Genomic DNA, 17,782 nt, shown 5'->3' on the forward strand with positions numbered 1-17,782 from the left:
CCCCCCCCCCCCCCCCTCCCCCCCCCCCCCCCCCCCCCCCCCCCCCCCCCCCCAGCACGAGTCAGATCGCTGTCTACGGTCTCTACGCGTAGCAGCTCTTACTCTCTTCAACATCCTTCTCTAACGTATTGATGCTGACATGCGGCCATCGGATAAGACCGGGGCAGCAACCGGGTGGCAATCCATCCCGACGTGGGAAAAAATCCAGTATGACCACCTGTAAATACTGCAGGCGGAGTTTCGGGTCTCCATACTTATCCTTCTCCGCCAATTCCTGAATCCAGAAGATAGACTTCATGGCAGCAGCATTGGCCTTCCTCACGATAAAAGGAATATTCGAAATGCCACCCGTTGGATTCGTTGTGTCAACCGTGAGTGTTGTGGTCTTCACAACATTGACACCCTGATTGGCGAGTTCCAATAAAACATGGGTGCGTGTTGGGTCGAAGCCTGGGAATCCTGGAGCAGTGACATTTCCCTTAAATGGACTGTCATGGAATTGTTTATAGGGGCGAAGATAGGGATTACCATCTACATCTTGGGTGACCCCTTCCGGCAACGTATTAAGATGGGGAATACATGATGCCCCAGCATGTTCGCTGCTCTGACCGAGCGCCAGCACTGCGTCCCCATGTGGAATCGTCGCAAGCCTGGCGATATCAAATCCATCGGTGATCTGACTTTTCATATGCAACCACAAGCCTGGTTCATGATGGATGGCCAGACCTGGCTTGCCAGCCAACCCGCCGCTGTCCGGAGAATCGGTGGCCGCAACTTGCTCGATGGTCTGCTGATAATCCAACGTGACGATAAACTGGTCAGTTTGAACGGTTGGGGTGAAGTTCTTATCAACTCCACGATTCGGTACGTTATCATCAACAAAGTCAAATCGAAGCGTTTCGTTATACTGATTGAGCAACAGCCGATAATCCAGCGGGCTCGGCGCCGTTGAAAACGGCAATGCGATCATATTCCATCCACGCCCCTGGCTTTTCCACACGCCAGGAAGTAGTTTTAATGGTCCAAGATTCTTGTCGAACTTTTGAGGCCTGCCATACTTTCGCCAAGGGTAGTGTTTTTTCTCCTCAGACGGAACCGCCATGGCTATATCTCCTTTTTACATAATGTTGAGGGACACATCACCATTCAACAGAGGCACGCGTCCGCACGATAGAAAGAATGAACGGTTGATCAGTCATGAGGCTGACCTCCACCTCCTTTCCTTGACTCAGCCGATCGGCAGGACGCTGTGTCTCAGTCAACAGCAGTTGTTGACAGCACGACTCTTGAGCGCCATAGCACTCCTAAAAAGCAAGCGAGATGCCAGTGAGGTCAGGGAGAGGGTCACACTTGGTGCAATTCGCAATACCCCTTTGCTTTCAGCACCATAGTCCACTTTGAGACGTGTCCCATCGTAGAACGCTCTCTACAAAATCTTCAGACCTGTATCGAATGAGATTCAGCGATGTATCAGATCTGATTCAGATCGAGAACCATACATCCTGCTTTGAGCAGGGCGATGAAACTGCTAACGGGATGGGTTTGATAGACCAGCCAGTTCACCAAATGACGGATGGATAATGGCGGACGTAAAGACCGAGGAGACAAAGGACTGAATGGTCTCTTGAGAGGGCGGATCAAGCAGGATCAGAATGTCAATGTCGGTGGTCGTGCGAGGCTCAACCACCGGCCGATGCATACTGAACATATCGTCGGTCGAACTCGGCGAGAAGCTCAGTCGAAATGCGGACTAGGTCTGCTTCTCCTGTCATGCCCATTCTTTTGCTAAGCGAATCTTGTGCGTCACATCTGCCATGATGCAAGCATGATTCTGCTGTCGGAAAGCGGCAAGTCGTAAGGAGGGTGCCAGGTTTGCGAGTTCAATTCCTCGTCACAGGTTCGCGGACATCCGCGCTCTTTCTCGCTGATCATCCTGTAGGCGCATGGGCAATTCTGACAAAGAAATTGATGGGAGTCTACAAAATGGTCGGAGCGCCAGCTACGGAAGAGTGACAGTTCCGTTACGGCTCCGACTTCTCAGCGTTTGGCGCCGGCTGCTCTTCCGCCAGTTTTTTATGCAGATACTTCTTGCTCATCGTCGTGATGAGAAAAGCCAGGCCGATGGCGATGGGGACGAAGATCGCCGAGGCCAGATTCGCATTGCTCAGCCAACCGAGTTCATACAGCCCCTTGAAGACATATCCTGCCAATCCGGCTAGGTAGTAGGCGATGACGATCACCGACAACCCCTCAACCGTATGCTGGAGGATCACCTGGCTCTTCGTTGTCTCATCGACGCTCTGAAGAAGCGTGAGATTTTGTGATTCCACGATCAAGTCGATACGGGTTCGAATGATGGCGATGATCCCTTCAAATCCACCTCGGAGCGTATCGATCCGGCGCAAGAGCTGTTGATACCCTTCCGCCACCCCGGTAATGCCTCCCAACACGTAGTCGGAGATGGGGCGGTAGGAGGCTGTGGGTTGCTCCGCCAGCGAGGCCAACGTGGCATGCACGATCTTATCGTACGGAATCGAGGCCGACAGTTCGAAGTGCAGCTTGCCGGCCATCCGATTGGTTTTCAGCAAGTCTTGCGTGAGACTGTTCAACCACCGTTGCAACGTCTCCGAATTGGCATGCCCGATATGCCCTGTGATGATTTCTCGTTGCTTGAGGTGCACCTGCTCGAATTTATAGACTTGATCAATCGCGGCAGAGAAGAGCGGCTTCTGCATCAACAAGAGATGATAGTAGGTTTCAATCCGTACGATGGCATCGACGATGTCTTTTAGCCGTGAGTGGTCGCCCTGCAACGGGCCGACGCTCACCCAGTACCGTTCTCGCCCATGATTGTCCGGAGTAAAACTTGTGACGACGACTGCCTGCTCATTAAAGATTCGGCTGCCATACAACACAGGCCCCGGTAACTGCCCTCTCACCTCATCCCGAGAGGGCAGCGCACCCGCCTTCAGAATGATATCCAACCGACAGACGACAGTACCAAGTGGAGCCAACGACACCGGGGCAGCGGGAAACGTCAACGGTCCAAAGGTCACGGCGCTCGTTGTGGACGAAGGCACATGCCAAAACTGGTAGTTGTAGTATTCCGTGTGCGCTTGCCAGATGAGAATGAGCCGATCCCCATTCTCTGCTTCCTTCACGCCATAGCCAAAATTGTCTCGCAGCTCGATCCGTTCCTCGGGAATGTTGAATCGCTCCAGTAGCGATTGAAATTCAGCTCGGCTGGCAGGACGCTCCGTGGGCGGGTCAGACATGCGAAAGGCTTCGTACTGCACATGGGCCGGCGCGCGAAGCCACTCACTGATCGGCTGATGCGGACGTTCGTGCAACTTCCGCAAGAATGCGTCAGAACCCGATTGCGCGATATCCGACTGACTCACGTTGTGTTCCTCCCTGACTCACGACAAACTCACCCCTGCTCGCCCCGTGCCGTCTGTCTCGTGTTGTCCCTGAATCGCTCCCGCGCCGAAACAACCCTTCCGTCACGCGGTGCGGCCCCGGACAAACAACAAGCCGCAAACGATCTGGATCCGCATGACCCTACCATCCGGCACGACCATGTTCAATGATTCGGTGGTTGGCTCAAATATGTGCACCGCACGAGAGGGGTCAGTTGCAGGATGGATCGACCGGCATCTCTGCGTACGGCCGATAGGCTTCGCCCAACGTGCACAAGATGTCTCCCCAGACACGCGTCGGATCCTTTTCGAACACTGCCTGAGGATCGGCAGGAAGAATAATCCATGAGCCGGTTTTCATCTCGCCTTCCAATTGACCAGGTCCCCATCCCGAATAGCCGAGATAGGCTCTGAAGAATTCTTTGGTCTCGGCAGCGGTGAGAATACGTTCAACCATCCCGACATCCCCACCAAGACAGACGCCGTCAAAGACAGGATGAGCATTGTCCGGGAACTGGTCCCCCCGATAGAGCAGCATGACTTGATTGGTTTGTACCGGACCACCGGCATACAGGACATGCCCTGCGCCTTCGATGACTGGAATCTGTGGCAACGCCTCGGAAATCGACATGGCGGTCGGCCGATTCACAATGACACCCAGTGCACCCTCCGGTCCATGTTCGCACAACAACACCACGGTCTGGCGGAAATTTGGGTCTCGCAGGCCTGGCGCGGCGATCAAAAACATCCCTTTCCTAAGTTCCGTACTCATGATCGAAATCCTACCCTGCCCATGCGACTTGCGCAAGCTCCGGGCTTCTCTCAGCAGAATACGCGCGAGGGGTTACAACTTGTACAGGGATGCACGCCGGTCACGAAGCAGATCGTTGTAGCGATTGAGACTCTTATTGCGGGCTTCAGTCGGGTCGATCTCAATGATGGTCAGTTCTTCTTTGTCGCGAGCCGCTCGCTGCGTGATCACGCCTTTCGGTGTGACGATTTCACTCTGGCCGATATAGGTCAAGGGATCCTTCCCACCACGGGCTTCTCGACCGATGCGATTGCACGTCACGGCAAACACTCGGTTTTCAAGGCACCGAACGGGCATCGAATCCGGACAGTTCGGCAACACGAGGTTGGAAGGATGACAAATAATGTCAGCACCCTGAATCGCCAATGTGCGGGCAGCCTCCGGGTAGTACCAATCGAAACAGATCATGACACCGATCTTCGCTGGCCCGATATCCCACACCAGAAATCCAGAATCACCAGGCGCGAAGAACTGGGTTTCCTCGTAAAACAGATGGGTTTTTCGATAACACCCCAGAAACCCCGAAGGCCCAACGACCACAGCGGAGTTATAACACGCTGATCCGGATCGCTCAGGCAGTCCTGCCACAAGATGCATCTTACGGCGTTTTGCGATATCGACCAGCCGACGAACCGTCGGGCCATCCGGAACCGGCTCGGCGAGACGCTGGGCCTCCTCACGAGACACGAATTGATAGCCGGACGCGAACAATTCCGGAAGCACGAGGAGATCGGCATCCGCCTGTTCCAGTTTTGCCGCCACCACATCAAGATTCGCAGCGACTTCACCGAACTGTGGATCAAACTGGTAAAAGCCGACTCGCACCAGACTATCCCTCCAGATAAGAACGGGTAGGGATTCTCTCCCTACCCGCCTCAACTTCCCGCTGTCGGAAGACAGCGCGCATTCCTCGTCGTTACTTCACTTCAGCCAGATGCGTGGCACCGCCCTCAGCGTGCTCCGTGCATGCCTCCGCATGACCGGCTTTGCCATGCTTCACAGCTTCCGTAAGGTGTTTGACCCCTTCGAGTAAATGAGGGTTTTTCCCACCCGCAGCCGTCGCATGCTTCAGCGCTTCTTCTGCATGCTGCACACAAGCATCGGCATGCCCTTCTTTCCCATGCGATGCAGCGCCCCTTGCATGTTCAACCGCTTCCGCCACATGCTTGTCGCCAGCCAGTGCCACACCGTTCACCAACGGCGCCCCCAGCAACAGACCGCACCCAAACACCATCAACGCACTCCCAAGAACTCTTCTCATCATGGCTGCCTCCTTGATGGGTGAAGATTCACAGTTCAAAATACTGCTACGTCCCATGAATTCACCTTACACAGCGTGTCTCACGACTGTCAAGAATGTTGGGGGGCTGAGGAAAATCCAAGAATTTTCTGCAGCGCCTGCAAGTCCTTTTCGACTGGAGCGGCGAAGTCCCGGCTCCATTCCCACCACGACCCCGGGTAATTGCTGACCTTCGGATACCCTACCAGCTTGAGAATAAAGTAGAGCCAGGCCGACCGTACTCCTCCGGTGCAGTAGCAAATCACCTCCTGATCAGGTCGAACGCCCTTCGCCTCCAGCATTTCCTTGATGATGGTGACATCTTTGATCGTGGCATCCTTATTCAAGAAGCCGTTCCATGCCAAATGAATGGCTGATGGAATATGCCCGGGCCGTGGGATCCCCGACACTTCTTTTCCGAGGTATTCTTCAACACTCCTCGCATCCAACACCGCCGTCTGAGGATGCGGCATCTTCACGATCGTTTTCAGATCGTCTTTCACCATCATCAAGGCTTGCACTGGTCGAGCAGTAAAGTTCCCCATCGTTGAGGACACCGGCCCATGTTCGAAGGGCCGCTTCTCTGCCGTCCACTTCACCCACCCCCCATCCAGGATACGCAAGCGTGGGTGCCCCAGATATTCCAACATCCAAAACATCCGCCCTTCATCGCCCCAATTGTCGAACGGGTTCGAATAGATCACGACGTCACTGTCGTGATTGATCCCGAGACGACGAAGGATCTGCTCAATCCGGCCGAGATCTGGATTCAGCAACCCCTTCACGACGGCCTTGGGGTCACTGTACTCATGCCACGTTGAGTGAACGGCTCCCGGAATATGGCCGCCGAATTCATAGGCCGCTCTACCGCGCACGTCGATCACGACCAGCCCAGGCTTCCCCGACTGTGCTTGGAGTGTCTCAGTATCGATCAAGAATGGATGGTTCACGATGTCTTTCCTTTACGATCCAATCGCGCCTAATTCACGCACTCAATAGTGCCTGGATATGGGCATCCACGGAGTGGGCTAATGCAGTAAGGTTGTAGCCGCCTTCGAGCGAAGACAGAATGCGGCCCTTGGCGTGGCGCTGAGCGATCCCAGCGACAATGTTTGTCAGATCCCTGTATCCGGCCTCCGTTAGCCCCATACCGGCCAACGGATCGTCTTTATGAGCATCAAATCCCGCGGAGATGATCACAAACTCCGGCTTGAACTGATCGGCTGCAGGTACAAGCGATTGGAGGAAGATTGCGTGGTACTCCTCATCCCCCTCCCCGGCCTCCATCGGGGCATTGATGGTCAATCCTTCCCCGGCTCCCTTGCCTCGCTCGGTTCCGCGACCGGTACCGGGATAGTGCGGATACTGATGCGTGCTGAAAAAAAGGATAGAAGGATTCTCCTCAAAACTGTGCTGCGTCCCGTTGCCATGATGCACATCCCAATCCACGATCAGCACCCTGGCAAGCCCGTATTTCTTTTGAACATAGCGCGCGGCAATCGCCACATTATTAAAAAGGCAGAACCCCATTGCACGCCCGGCTTCGGCATGGTGCCCGGGAGGTCGGACGGCGCAGAAGACATGATCCACTTGATGGGCCATGATGGCGTCAACCGCTGCCAATGCGCCGCCTGCCGCTAAGTAAGCAGCCTGCAATGAGCCAGGTGACATCAAGGTATCAGGATCGAGCGAAACACGGCCCTCCGTGGGTGCATGCCGATTGAGCGACGCCACATAGTTCGGCGAATGGACCTGGGTGATCCATTCATCTTCGGCTCGTCGCGGCTCGATGCGCGTCAGGTGAGCGTCAGTGCCACTCTCCCCTAACCGTTGCATGATGGCACGAAGCCTGTTGGGTGATTCCGGATGTCCCGGACCCATGTCATGCTCAAGATATGCAGGGTGATAGACGAGGCCAGTTTTGCCCATGACAACGTCGCAAAACATGAAATGCAGAGGAGTTTCGGGTTACGGGTTTCTGGTATCGATAACCCGAAACCTTCAACTCTGAGCTCGATCACCTGTCAGATTAGCATGCAAGAAAGTTCATAGACAATGCACCAGCGGCGCTGCTATCGTCCTCACATGGAGGAAACCCATGCCGAATCCCAGAATTGAACCGCTCAAGAAAGTGCTTGCCATCGATCCGAACGACGATGTGGCCTGGTTTGGATTGGGGAAAGCCTATATGGACGATGGGAATTTTGAAGAAGCAGCCAAAGCCTTGCGGCAATGTGTCACCGTCAAACCCACCTATTCCGCCGCCTATTATGGACTGGCTCAATCTCTCCAGCGACTCGGCCGTCTGGACGAATGCCGAGCCGTCTGCGCCACCGGCATCGACGTCTCAACCAAGAACGGTGATGCCATGGTGACGAAAAATCTTGAAGCACTGAAGCAGTCACTTCCTTCGTGAAATCTGATAAACCATCCCCCTCCTCCCTTTCACCTGCCTGCTGAGCCACGGGTGATAATACCCGCCCGCAAGAGCCTATTGCTCGACAGGGCAGCTGGGCCTGCGTAGAATGATGGCGGTGAGGAGACGGTTGCGTCTCGCTTCTCACACGAGAAGGCCATGAAAACCATCAATGACATTCGCGAAATTGTTCGTCAACACCGTGATATTCTTGCCGACAAATATGGGGTGAGTGTCGTGGGGTTATTTGGTTCATATGCCAGACAGGAACAGCGCCCAGACAGCGATATCGACTTACTGGCCGACATTCTACGCCCTATCAGTCTGTTCGAATTGGTTGGGGCCGAGCTGTATCTCGGAGAGGTGCTCGAGACGAAGGTAGATTTGGTCCCTCGTCGAGATGTACGCGACGAACTAAAGTCCTCGATTCTGGAGAGCACCGTGGCCCTATGACCAGGCACGTGGCACTATATATCGGGCAAGAACAACGGGGTCTGACCCCTTAAGCTTCTTCACGGTTTTTGAGATACTCGATCGCGTCCTGGAGTGCATCATTCAGGGCTCCATCGCCCCGTTTGGTTTTTGCGCTGTACCAGCAGGGCTTGAGTGATGGGAACGTGAGGAGCGCATCATCCACCGGAAGGCGATGGACGTCTTGCTCCGGTCGGTCACAGCGAGCCTGGACGACAATGACCGGGCAGTCCTTGCGGCCCAGCGTGCGCACGTATTCCAACCAGTAGGGGAGCGGATAGTTGCGGAACCAGATGCCATCGGCGGACTGCTCGCCCGTGGTTTCGAAATCCGGGTGCCACGCGATGAGGAAGACCGCACTGGTCTTCATGAACAGCGTGTGGGCACCGTGATAGATGTCTTGCCCGCCAAAGTCCCAGATGTTCAGGATCTCTTCGTTCGTCGAGTCGGCCCACGGTTCTGCAGTCACGTTAATGCCGTGTGTAGACACCACGGTGTCATCGTACGGAAGTCCACGCAAGCGTCGACAAATCTGGGTCTTGCCGACTCGACCATTCCCCAGGACGACCAACTTGACCTCGCGGATCTCTTCGCTGCCACTCTCCACATCAACCAGGTGGGCTCGCAATTCTTCGAGACAGCTTGAAAATAGATCGGCCGAAAGTACCTCAGTCGGGATCCCAGGAATGGTCGTTTCATGGAGAACGAGCTTTTGTAGGTTCTCCCGAAAAAGTAACCGTCGTGGAAAATCTTTGAGATGACAGTCGTCCCCAATGAATCTCTGCAAACTCGGGATGCTGATGAGAGGGCTGAGGTCAGTGACTTGAGTGCCCGCGCAGTTCAGCTGCTGTAAGGCGGTGCAGGCCTGAAGCGGGCTGAGGTCGGTAATAGGATTGCCGGCTAGCGACAGCATCAGAAGGGAAGGCAACGCGCCAAACGTGCTTGGTAATACGCCTAGGCTATTGGAGCTATTGCTATCGCCATTGCATGACTCTTGATATTTTCCGTCCTTGTCCAGATACCAACTGCCAAGATTCAATTCTCGTAAATGGGTGAGTTCGAACAGCTCTGTAGGAACTTCTGTGAGTTCCAGGTTGCCGAGGTCAAGGAAGCCGGTTTGTTTCTCACGCTCCTCGGCGATCAGCTCTCGAGCGATCTGCATGCCGTCCATGTCTGTCACGCTATGGCTCAGGAAATACGCAGGTGCACCTAATGTGCCTGAACCGGAAGGTACCGATGAAGCGAGGAAGCTGTCAATGCCGCGAGGCCGATTACGGAAGTGGACTCACCACGCTGGTCGCGTAGAGTCATCCATCAGAGCGTCAGCCTGATCGCGTCTTCTTGTGGTTCACTCAATGCTGCTGCGGCACTGGGATTCTGAATCAACAGCCGCACCCGTGGCTGAGTCTTCTGGTGTCGTGGACGCTCTACCAATTCGACATTCGCCAATCTGGTTCCGGCTTTCGACGGCAAGGGTTCCACATCCCACAACGAGATCAACACGGCACTCACGGTCGAGATTTTGGTGAGTAAAACCGTGACCACCCCGGCAAGGGCTTTGAGGTCTAACCAAATCGGTTCAGGCCGAGAGGGCTTGTCACCCTGGAGGTCTGCCCGTGGGATCGAGATCCCGAGGATAACCGGATCACAGTAGTCAGCCAATTGTTTGGCCTTCTGGCGAATACGCGCGAGAATCCGGTGGGTGAGGATCACCCCTCGATCTTCCTCCTCACCGGCTATCTCATCCAGGTCAAGCCCGCGAAGCGGCAACCGTTGCCGTTCCGCCGATCCCACCATCGTGGTGACTTCCACGAAGAACCGTTCACCTCCAACGCGGCACTCAAGATCGGCTGTGCGGGCTTGGGATTCCGGCAAGAACGTGACGTGGGCCCCGGTGCGAATTAACTGGGTGGCAAGTGCTAGCTCGGCGAGCGCGGATTCCCTCACCCCGTAATCATAGTGTGTGAGACGGCGGACAAGTCGGCTCAGGCGCAGATGGCTCGATTGGTCCGCGCAATGCCGATGGAGGGAAGACCACTGCTCATGGAGACTGCACGACAGTCCTTGTTCCTCCCGCCTCCACGCGGGTATTTGCGCCGGATACTCACCGTGAAGGTGTGCAACCAACCTGAATGTCTTTCGCGGACGAAATCTCGCCATCGCTCATACCGGCGCCGAATCTTCGTCATCGTTGGGCGACAAGCCGAGTGACTGCGGCCGACGCTGCGCCACCTCTTCGTACAGATCGTCCAACCACCGGCCGGCACAACCCAACACCTCACGGACCAGCGGTTCAGGCTGACCGGTTCGCCTGATCGTCCATTGCGATACATACTCCAAGAGCGTCTCCCGGTCGAACTGCCGGCTGGCCTGCGTGGCCAACGTCACAAGTTCACCCAGTCCGATATGCAAGATCTCGGCGACCATGTCCTTCCCATAAGAAGTACTGGCCGTCACATATTGAATGGCGCGATTGATTTCTTGTTCTGTCATGGCGACGACACCAAAAACCTGTCACATTCTCGGCATCTCCGTCAATGCAGTCAGTCGGATTCCGCCTGCGGCCTCACATTTTTCTCTTCTCCTGAAGGGAACCGATGATATGATCGGCCTTTATTCGATTACGCATCAAGGAGTACCCAATGGCCGGAACGCCCACGACGCAACGTGCGACCAGACGAAGCCGATCGACATTTCCCGACCGATGGGACCTGACCCAGCTGGTCAACGATCCCGTGACCGATATCGACGCGCAGCTCGCCGAGCTGGAGTCAAAGGTTGCAAAGATGGAAGCCGCACGATCAACGCTGGCCCCCTCTATGTCCAGCCAAGATCTTCTCAGGCTGCTCCGGCTCAGCGAGGCAATCGCGCAGGGCGCATCGCGCCTCGGGGCCTATGCGTATCTGCGGTTTTCCGAAAACACCAAAAATGCCGACACCCGTTCGTTGAAGACCCGGGTGGAGGAGCAGCTGACAGGTCTGACGAATCGGCTGCTGTTCTTCGAACTTTGGTGGCAAAGTGTAGATGACGTCAATGCTGCACGCCTGATGACCGACACAGGCGACCTGCGTTATCACTTGGAGACCATCCGGCGCTTCAAGCCGCACACTCTATCGGAACCGGAAGAAAAGATCCTCAACCTCAAAAACGTCACCGGCCGAAGCGCCGTCCACACCCTCTATGATGTTGTAACGAACGGATTCACCTTCACCATGACCGTCGGCGGAAAGAAAAAGACGGTTAATCGGGAAGAGCTGATGACCTACGTGCGAAACCCGAAGGCCGCCGTACGTCAGGCCGCCTATCAAGAGCTCTATCGCGTCTTTGCCACCCAGCGTGATTTGCTGGGCGAGATCTACAAAGCACTCGTGAACGATCTGAAATCCGAAAACCTCGGGCTCCGCCGTTTTCCTTCTCCCATCGCCAGTCGCAACCTCAGCAACGACGTACCAGACCAGGCCGTCGATGTCCTGCTGGCGTCCTGCGCCAAGAACGCCGATATCTTTCAGACCTATTTCAGATTGAAAGCCAAGATCTGCAAGATCAAGTCGATGAGCCGATACCATCTCTACGCCCCGCACCGGACAGAAACCAAAAAGTACAAGTACGCTGACGCCGTCACGATGGTGCTCGCCGCCTATCGGGGCTTTTCGCCTCACCTGGCTGAGTTAGCCGAGCAGGTCTTCCGCGATCGACACATCGACGCCCCGACACGCCCCGGCAAACTAGGCGGCGCCTATTGCTACAGTATCGTTCCTGGCATGACCCCCTATGTCATGCTGAACTACACAGGGGAAGCCAGAGACATTGCGACCATGGCGCACGAACTCGGTCATGCCGTCCATGGCATGCTGGCCAAAGACCACTCCACCTTCACCTTCCATTCAACCCTGCCGTTGGCGGAAACTGCATCCGTCTTCGGAGAGCGCATCCTCTCCGACGCCCTCATGTCCCAGGAACGGAACAAGTCTGTTCAGCAAGGCCTTCTGTTGGGCCAATTGGACGACATCTATGCCACCGTGCTACGGCAAGCCTATTTCGTTCGGTTTGAAAAGCTAGCGCATCAGATGGTCGCGGAGGGCGCTACGGCCGATCAATTAGCGAAGACCTATGGGCAGGAACTTCGGCAACAGTTCGGCAAGGCCGTGACAGTACCGGAGGAATTTCACTGGGAGTGGCTGACCATTCCCCATATTTTCGCCAGCCCGTTCTATTGCTACGCCTACAGTTTTGGAAACTTGCTCGTGTTGGCGCTGTACCGTATGTACAAGGAACAGGGAACCTCTTTTGTGCCCAAGTATTTGGATCTTCTTGCCACGGGCGGCTCGCAGTCGCCAGAACAGATCCTCGCCACCGTCGGCGTCGATATGACCTCCGAAGCCTTCTGGCAATCAGGGTTCGATACGATCCGGGAGATGGTGGAACAGCTGGAAGAAACGATGTAAATCGCCGAACGACTGGTTATTGAAACCGGCTCATGCGTCAGCAAGGGGAGGGTGATGCCACCTGTGAAGAGACATCATGTCATCCTCTCTCAAATCCCGCCATTCACCCGGTCGGAGATCACCGAGACGCACTGCGCCAATGGCGATGCGCACCAGCCGCAAGGTGGGATGACCTACCGCCGCCGTCATGCGACGCACTTGACGATTCATTCCCTCATGAATCGTGATCTCCAGCCAGGCCGTTGGAACATTTTTCCGAAACCTGATAGGCACCGGCCGCTCGGGTAGCGACGGCTCCTCAATCAAGATCCTCACCTTCGCCGGCCTCGTTCGCCTCCCGCCAAGTACCACCCCCTGGCAGAGTTGTGCCATTGCACGTACATCTGGAATCCGTTCAACCTGCACCAGATACACTTTCGGCAGTTTATGCTGTGGGTCGGTAATCCGATGGGCGAGGGTGCCATCCGAGGTCAAGATCAATAGTCCCTCGCTGTCCTGGTCAAGACGCCCTGCCGCATAGACATCGGGTACGGTGACATAGTCCGCCAATGTCGGTCTTCCTTCCGGATCGGTAAAACAGGGCAACACCCCGTAGGGCTTATTAAATGCGATGGTCCGTAGAGACATGCCCCCTCAAATCCTACCGTGATCCATTCACCCTACGTGTTTCAAGTCTCCGTCAAACAAGGGGAAAGTCTTGATCCCGCCAAGCCTCGGGACAACGTTCCGTATGGGTTGACAGAACGTCTACCTTCTGGCATACTGAGAATGCTTCTCATAATCGTCGAAGGGAGAATTCCATGTACATGTGCTTGTGCAAAGGAATCACCGAGTCAGAGGTCAGAGCCGCGGGGCGGGACGGAGTTGTGATGCCCAGTCAACTCAAGGCCAAGTTTGACCTCAAGTGTCACGGCTGTTGCGGACGCTGCGCCAAGAACATCCATGAATTTGTCGAGGTCGCAAGTCAGGGGGCCGCGGCCTCCTGCCCTAGACGATAGAGCTGTCTTTTTCCTGAAACCTTGCTGAGACGTTCACAACCCAGCGCGCAGCGTTCCCTCACCGGATCAGACCCATCCGATCGTTTCGTCATCACTGTCCATGTAACGTTTCTATGCGAGGACACACTTATTTGGAGGAGGCTCTACTGATCAATATGGCCACGTCCGCGACTCGCTGCCCGAGAGCCCTCGCATCGGCCAGTTCCTTTTTGTCAATTCCCGGGCTATCGCCTTCTGTTGTAGCAGATGCTCCGAACGCACCCCCGCCGCTCACCACGATCATCTGATTACCCAGCATCGCGGCAAGAATCGTCAGCATCGTCACTTCCTTGCCGCTGGAGACCTGCCCTCCGGTCGCAAAGGCCGCACCGACTTTGTTCTTCATTTTGAAGTCAGGAAACACGCCAAACTTGAACTGCCAATTATCGAAGAACGTTTTAACCTCTCCGGACATGTTGGACCAATAGACCGGAGACCCGACGATCACTGCGTCGGAAGTGAATAGGTCTTCCGCCGTCACGAGGCCTACACGCTTCATCACTACCAGAGCGTTCGGCACAGACTTGGCTCCCTCGACGACCGCCTCGGCCATCCGCTCCGTATTGCCGGAAAGAGAGTGATAGGTCACAAGAATCTTCACGCCCGGCAAATCCTCGTCCGCCCAGGACCGCACGGCACAGCCAGTAGATAGGATCACCGACATGAGGACGACAGCGAAAAAAGACAGCGGGAAGTTTGAGGAGGGTCGTTGCGTACGGGGTGTCACCACGGGGTGATAGTCCAGATAGAACAAAGCCAGAGGATTAGTGTCGGAACGTCTCTTCCTCCATATGCTCTTCAACCGAGACTTCTGTCAGCGTCCCTCGGTAGGTACAACGGTGACATCGAATCCGCCACTCTTCAATCCATTTCTCCTGGACGTAGGACTGGCGACAGCCAGGACAGACGAACACGCCTTTTTTGTACAACACCCGCCGCTTCTCTTGCATGGGCTCCTCGCTTGATTCGGTTGGAGAATCGCACAGGACGCGACAGAATTGCAACATAACGCTGTCTCTCGTCATTACCACGAAGGCCGCCTCCTTGACTGGAGATGATCTCGATCATTAGGATGCGCGGATGCGACACACACTCTCGATGTGGCTTTTTCCCTATATCGTGCTCACTGGAGGATTGCTCGCCAGCGATGTGCAGACAGCTCGCGCCACGGGATCTGATCTTATCTCCATTCAAACGCCTTCGGGAGTCACGATCAAGGCCGAAGTCGCCGATACGCCGCTCAAGCGTTCGGTTGGCCTCATGTATCGAGATCATCTCAAGAAGGACCACGGCATGCTATTTTTCTTCGGTCAGCCCCAGGCCTGGAACTTCTGGATGAAGAACACCAAGATGGCACTGGATCTCATCTGGATTGACGAAAAAAAACGTGTGACGCATATCGAACGCAATGTGCCGATTTGCACGAAGAGTGATGATTCCTGTCCGCAGTATCGCCCAAACACTGATGACGCGCTGTACGTCCTTGAGATCGCAGGAGGAACCGTTGACGGGTACAAGATCGAGAAAGGGTCTAAGTTGCAGTTCGGCCAACCGTAGTGTTGGGTCGCAAATCGGTTGCGAGGAAAGCCCGTCCGGCAAGGTCTCCCCCGCCTGAAAAAACGAATCGTACATCGCTTCCCAGGTTCTCCTCTGGATCGAATCCCACAGGAAACTGGACGATCGTTCGACGACCAGACTTACAGTGCTTCTCAGCGCATATCCAGTCTGATCAGTGCTGCCAGGATCGAACCCGTCGTGCCGTAATGACACCATCGATCCGCTCAATAGTTTTCAGCACGCGATTCAGATGAGCCGTGTCAGCGATCTCCACAATAAAATCCAACTCAGCCTTACGGTCTTCTCGCGTGATGATTTCGGCACGGCTGATATTCGCCTTGCATTCGGCGATCGCCGAAGAGACATTCGCCAGCACACCGGTCTTATCTTCGGCAATGACGGCAACTTTGACGGCATGGAGACTGGGAGCAGCCGTATCCCATTCCACCTCCACCAACCGAGCGCGGTCGTAATCCAATGCCTCCAGATTCGGACAATCAACGGAGTGGATCGTCAGTCCTCTTCCTCGCGTGATGTAGCCTAAGATTCGATCGCCGGGAACGGGATTACAACAGCGGGACAACTGCATCAGCAAATCACGCCCACCTTTGACCTGAACCCCCGGTTCCTCCCCTCGACCACTCGATACCCTCTGGGGTGTTGCCGGTTCGTGCGAAACCGGCGTTGTCTCGGATGCCGGGGCAACCAGCCGATTGACAATTTGCGCGGTCGCAATATGCCCAAATCCAACGGCGATCGTCAGTTCGTCGGTCGTTTCGTACCCCTCCTGTTTGGCGACCTCCGCCAACTCGCTCGATTTCAACACTTGAGCAGGAGCCAATCCATGCCGCCGTAACTCTGTCTCCAGCAATCGCCGCCCGATCTCCAAACTTCGCTTCTGCTCCTCGGCCTTAATCCAATGTTTGATTTTTGTCTTGGCTCGTGATGTGCGGACAAACTTGAGCCAATCCTTATGCGGCGTCTGATTCGGCGAGGTCAGGATTTCGATCGTATCGCCGCTCTCCAGCTCGTATTTGAGCGGCACGATCTTGCCGTTCACCTTCGCTCCCACGCAATGATCACCGACCTCAGTATGGATCGCATAGGCAAAATCAATCGGTGTCGAGTCTTTCGGTAACTCTTTAACCGTCCCTTTGGGGGTGAAGACATACACGACGTCATGGAATAGTTCGAGTTTGACCGAATCCATGAACTGACGATTGTCCGGCAGATCGCTTTGCCATTCGATAAACTGCCTCAGCCATCCAAAGGCCTTACTGTCCTTATCCTGAACACGCCCCTGCTCCTTATACTTCCAATGCGCCGCAATCCCGTATTCCGCCACTCGATGCATTTCTTCCGTTCGAATCTGGAACTCGACATGCTCGCCTTTGGGTCCCACCACAGTGGTGTGGAGCGACTGATACAGATTCGACTTTGGAATGGCGATGTAGTCCTTGAAACGACCGGGAAGCGGGCGCCACAGCGAGTGGATCACCCCGAGCATGGCGTAGCAGTTCATCTTCGTGTCAGTAATGATCCGCAAGGCGGTGAGATCGTAGACCTCTTCAAAGGAGATCGACTGTTTGTTCATCTTTTGATAGACGCCGTAGAGATGCTTCGGTCTACCATAGACCGCGCCAGAGAGGCCGTGTTCTGCCAAGGCGTTCTCCACCAGCTCCCGCACCTCTTGAATGTACTGTTGGCGATCTTCATCACGCTTCGCGACCCGCACCCGTAACATCTCATATACATCCGGCTTCAGATGTTTGAGGCAGAGATCTTCCAATTCGTTCTTCACCCATCCGACCCCGATCCGATTGGCCAAGGGAGCATAGATCTCCAGGGTCTCCTGCGCGATCTCAAGTCGCTTCTTCTCGCTGAGATGCTCGAGGGTGCGCATATTGTGCAGTCGATCGGCGAGCTTAATGATCACCACGCGGATATCGTCCGCCATCGACAGCACCATTTTCCGAAAGTTCTCGGCCTGCTTCTCCTCGGAACTCTTGAACGTAATCTTCCCGATCTTTGTGACCCCATCGACAAGATGTACGACATCCTTGCCGAACTCTCGTTCCAACTCGCCGGCCGTCGCAACCGTATCCTCCAGGGTATCGTGCAGCAACCCGGCGACAATCGCCGTCACATCGGTTTTCAGTGAGGTCAGCACACCGGCCACGGCGATGGGATGTTTGACATAGGGCTCTCCGGAACGACGAACTTGTCCTTCATGCGCCTTCGCAGAAAATTCGTAGGCTTTGCGCACCATCTCGAGATCAGCATCAGGCTGATAGGATTGCACTCGCTCCAGCAGTTGATCGATGTTCGTCACCGTTTCGTACTTCAT

19 protein-coding genes are annotated in these 17,782 nt (G+C 55.2%); 5 read left to right on the top strand and 14 right to left on the bottom strand.

The window, feature by feature from the left end:
* Positions 1 to 82: 82 nt before the first annotated feature.
* From ACYX34_RS13650 to ACYX34_RS13680, 7 genes are all read right to left on the bottom strand, one after another.
* Complete coding sequence (locus ACYX34_RS13650; protein ID WP_462077121.1) at positions 83 to 1,102, bottom strand: heme-binding protein; 1,020 nt, start codon at positions 1,100 to 1,102, stop codon at positions 83 to 85.
* A gap of 919 nt (positions 1,103 to 2,021) precedes the next feature.
* Positions 2,022 to 3,401 (bottom strand): DUF3422 family protein, encoded by a 1,380-nt coding sequence (locus tag ACYX34_RS13655; protein WP_462077122.1) that lies wholly within the window; start codon positions 3,399 to 3,401, stop codon positions 2,022 to 2,024.
* Positions 3,402 to 3,630: 229 nt separating this feature from the next.
* Positions 3,631 to 4,191 carry a YqgE/AlgH family protein gene (locus ACYX34_RS13660; RefSeq protein ID WP_462077123.1) on the bottom strand — a complete coding sequence of 187 codons (561 nt, stop codon included), beginning with the start codon at positions 4,189 to 4,191 and terminating at the stop codon, positions 3,631 to 3,633.
* 72 nt (positions 4,192 to 4,263) lie between these two features.
* Positions 4,264 to 5,055, bottom strand: coding sequence for a nitrilase-related carbon-nitrogen hydrolase (locus tag ACYX34_RS13665; protein ID WP_462077124.1), 792 nt, complete (start codon positions 5,053 to 5,055; stop codon positions 4,264 to 4,266).
* A 91-nt stretch (positions 5,056 to 5,146) separates the two neighbouring features.
* Positions 5,147 to 5,494: a small metal-binding protein SmbP gene (gene smbP, locus ACYX34_RS13670; RefSeq protein WP_462077125.1), complete on the bottom strand. Its 348-nt coding sequence runs from the start codon at positions 5,492 to 5,494 to the stop codon at positions 5,147 to 5,149.
* An 86-nt stretch (positions 5,495 to 5,580) separates the two neighbouring features.
* The gene (locus tag ACYX34_RS13675) at positions 5,581 to 6,459 is read right to left on the bottom strand and encodes a sulfurtransferase (protein ID WP_462077126.1); all 879 of its coding nucleotides are present in this window, start codon (positions 6,457 to 6,459) and stop codon (positions 5,581 to 5,583) included.
* Positions 6,460 to 6,493: 34 nt separating this feature from the next.
* Positions 6,494 to 7,456 carry a histone deacetylase family protein gene (locus ACYX34_RS13680; RefSeq protein WP_462077127.1) on the bottom strand — a complete coding sequence of 321 codons (963 nt, stop codon included), beginning with the start codon at positions 7,454 to 7,456 and terminating at the stop codon, positions 6,494 to 6,496.
* Positions 7,457 to 7,607: 151 nt separating this feature from the next.
* On the opposite strand from ACYX34_RS13680, the gene ACYX34_RS13685 reads away from it, so the two are divergent.
* The gene (locus ACYX34_RS13685; RefSeq protein WP_462077128.1) at positions 7,608 to 7,925 is read left to right on the top strand and encodes a tetratricopeptide repeat protein; all 318 of its coding nucleotides are present in this window, start codon (positions 7,608 to 7,610) and stop codon (positions 7,923 to 7,925) included.
* 159 nt (positions 7,926 to 8,084) lie between these two features.
* The gene (locus tag ACYX34_RS13690; protein ID WP_462077129.1) at positions 8,085 to 8,378 is read left to right on the top strand and encodes a nucleotidyltransferase family protein; all 294 of its coding nucleotides are present in this window, start codon (positions 8,085 to 8,087) and stop codon (positions 8,376 to 8,378) included.
* Between the two features lie 49 nt (positions 8,379 to 8,427).
* Here the strand turns inward: ACYX34_RS13690 and ACYX34_RS13695 are convergent, their stop codons facing one another.
* From ACYX34_RS13695 to ACYX34_RS13705, 3 genes are all read right to left on the bottom strand, one after another.
* Positions 8,428 to 9,567 carry a leucine-rich repeat domain-containing protein gene (locus ACYX34_RS13695; RefSeq protein WP_462077186.1) on the bottom strand — a complete coding sequence of 380 codons (1,140 nt, stop codon included), beginning with the start codon at positions 9,565 to 9,567 and terminating at the stop codon, positions 8,428 to 8,430.
* Positions 9,568 to 9,710: 143 nt separating this feature from the next.
* Positions 9,711 to 10,556, bottom strand: coding sequence for a hypothetical protein (locus tag ACYX34_RS13700; RefSeq protein WP_462077130.1), 846 nt, complete (start codon positions 10,554 to 10,556; stop codon positions 9,711 to 9,713).
* 3 nt (positions 10,557 to 10,559) lie between these two features.
* Positions 10,560 to 10,889: a hypothetical protein gene (locus ACYX34_RS13705; RefSeq protein ID WP_462077131.1), complete on the bottom strand. Its 330-nt coding sequence runs from the start codon at positions 10,887 to 10,889 to the stop codon at positions 10,560 to 10,562.
* A gap of 149 nt (positions 10,890 to 11,038) precedes the next feature.
* Between ACYX34_RS13705 and ACYX34_RS13710 the strand changes: the two genes are divergently transcribed.
* Positions 11,039 to 12,841, top strand: coding sequence for a M3 family oligoendopeptidase (locus ACYX34_RS13710; protein WP_462077132.1), 1,803 nt, complete (start codon positions 11,039 to 11,041; stop codon positions 12,839 to 12,841).
* Positions 12,842 to 12,871: 30 nt separating this feature from the next.
* Here the strand turns inward: ACYX34_RS13710 and ACYX34_RS13715 are convergent, their stop codons facing one another.
* Positions 12,872 to 13,468 carry a pseudouridine synthase gene (locus ACYX34_RS13715; RefSeq protein ID WP_462077133.1) on the bottom strand — a complete coding sequence of 199 codons (597 nt, stop codon included), beginning with the start codon at positions 13,466 to 13,468 and terminating at the stop codon, positions 12,872 to 12,874.
* A 179-nt stretch (positions 13,469 to 13,647) separates the two neighbouring features.
* Between ACYX34_RS13715 and ACYX34_RS13720 the strand changes: the two genes are divergently transcribed.
* The gene (locus ACYX34_RS13720; RefSeq protein WP_462077187.1) at positions 13,648 to 13,839 is read left to right on the top strand and encodes a (2Fe-2S)-binding protein; all 192 of its coding nucleotides are present in this window, start codon (positions 13,648 to 13,650) and stop codon (positions 13,837 to 13,839) included.
* A 127-nt stretch (positions 13,840 to 13,966) separates the two neighbouring features.
* Here the strand turns inward: ACYX34_RS13720 and ACYX34_RS13725 are convergent, their stop codons facing one another.
* Together ACYX34_RS13725 and ACYX34_RS13730 are read right to left on the bottom strand one after the other, a co-directional pair.
* Positions 13,967 to 14,542, bottom strand: coding sequence for a flavodoxin family protein (locus ACYX34_RS13725; protein ID WP_462077134.1), 576 nt, complete (start codon positions 14,540 to 14,542; stop codon positions 13,967 to 13,969).
* Between the two features lie 100 nt (positions 14,543 to 14,642).
* Complete coding sequence (locus ACYX34_RS13730; protein ID WP_090747688.1) at positions 14,643 to 14,828, bottom strand: hypothetical protein; 186 nt, start codon at positions 14,826 to 14,828, stop codon at positions 14,643 to 14,645.
* Positions 14,829 to 14,958: 130 nt separating this feature from the next.
* Between ACYX34_RS13730 and ACYX34_RS13735 the strand changes: the two genes are divergently transcribed.
* The gene (locus ACYX34_RS13735; protein ID WP_462077135.1) at positions 14,959 to 15,435 is read left to right on the top strand and encodes a DUF192 domain-containing protein; all 477 of its coding nucleotides are present in this window, start codon (positions 14,959 to 14,961) and stop codon (positions 15,433 to 15,435) included.
* Between the two features lie 172 nt (positions 15,436 to 15,607).
* Here ACYX34_RS13735 and ACYX34_RS13740 read toward each other — a convergent pair whose 3' ends face one another.
* Positions 15,608 to 17,782, bottom strand: a complete 2,175-nt coding sequence (locus ACYX34_RS13740; protein WP_462077136.1) for a RelA/SpoT family protein — start codon at positions 17,780 to 17,782, stop codon at positions 15,608 to 15,610.

The sequence above is a fragment of the Nitrospira sp. CMX1 genome (genome assembly GCF_054902215.1).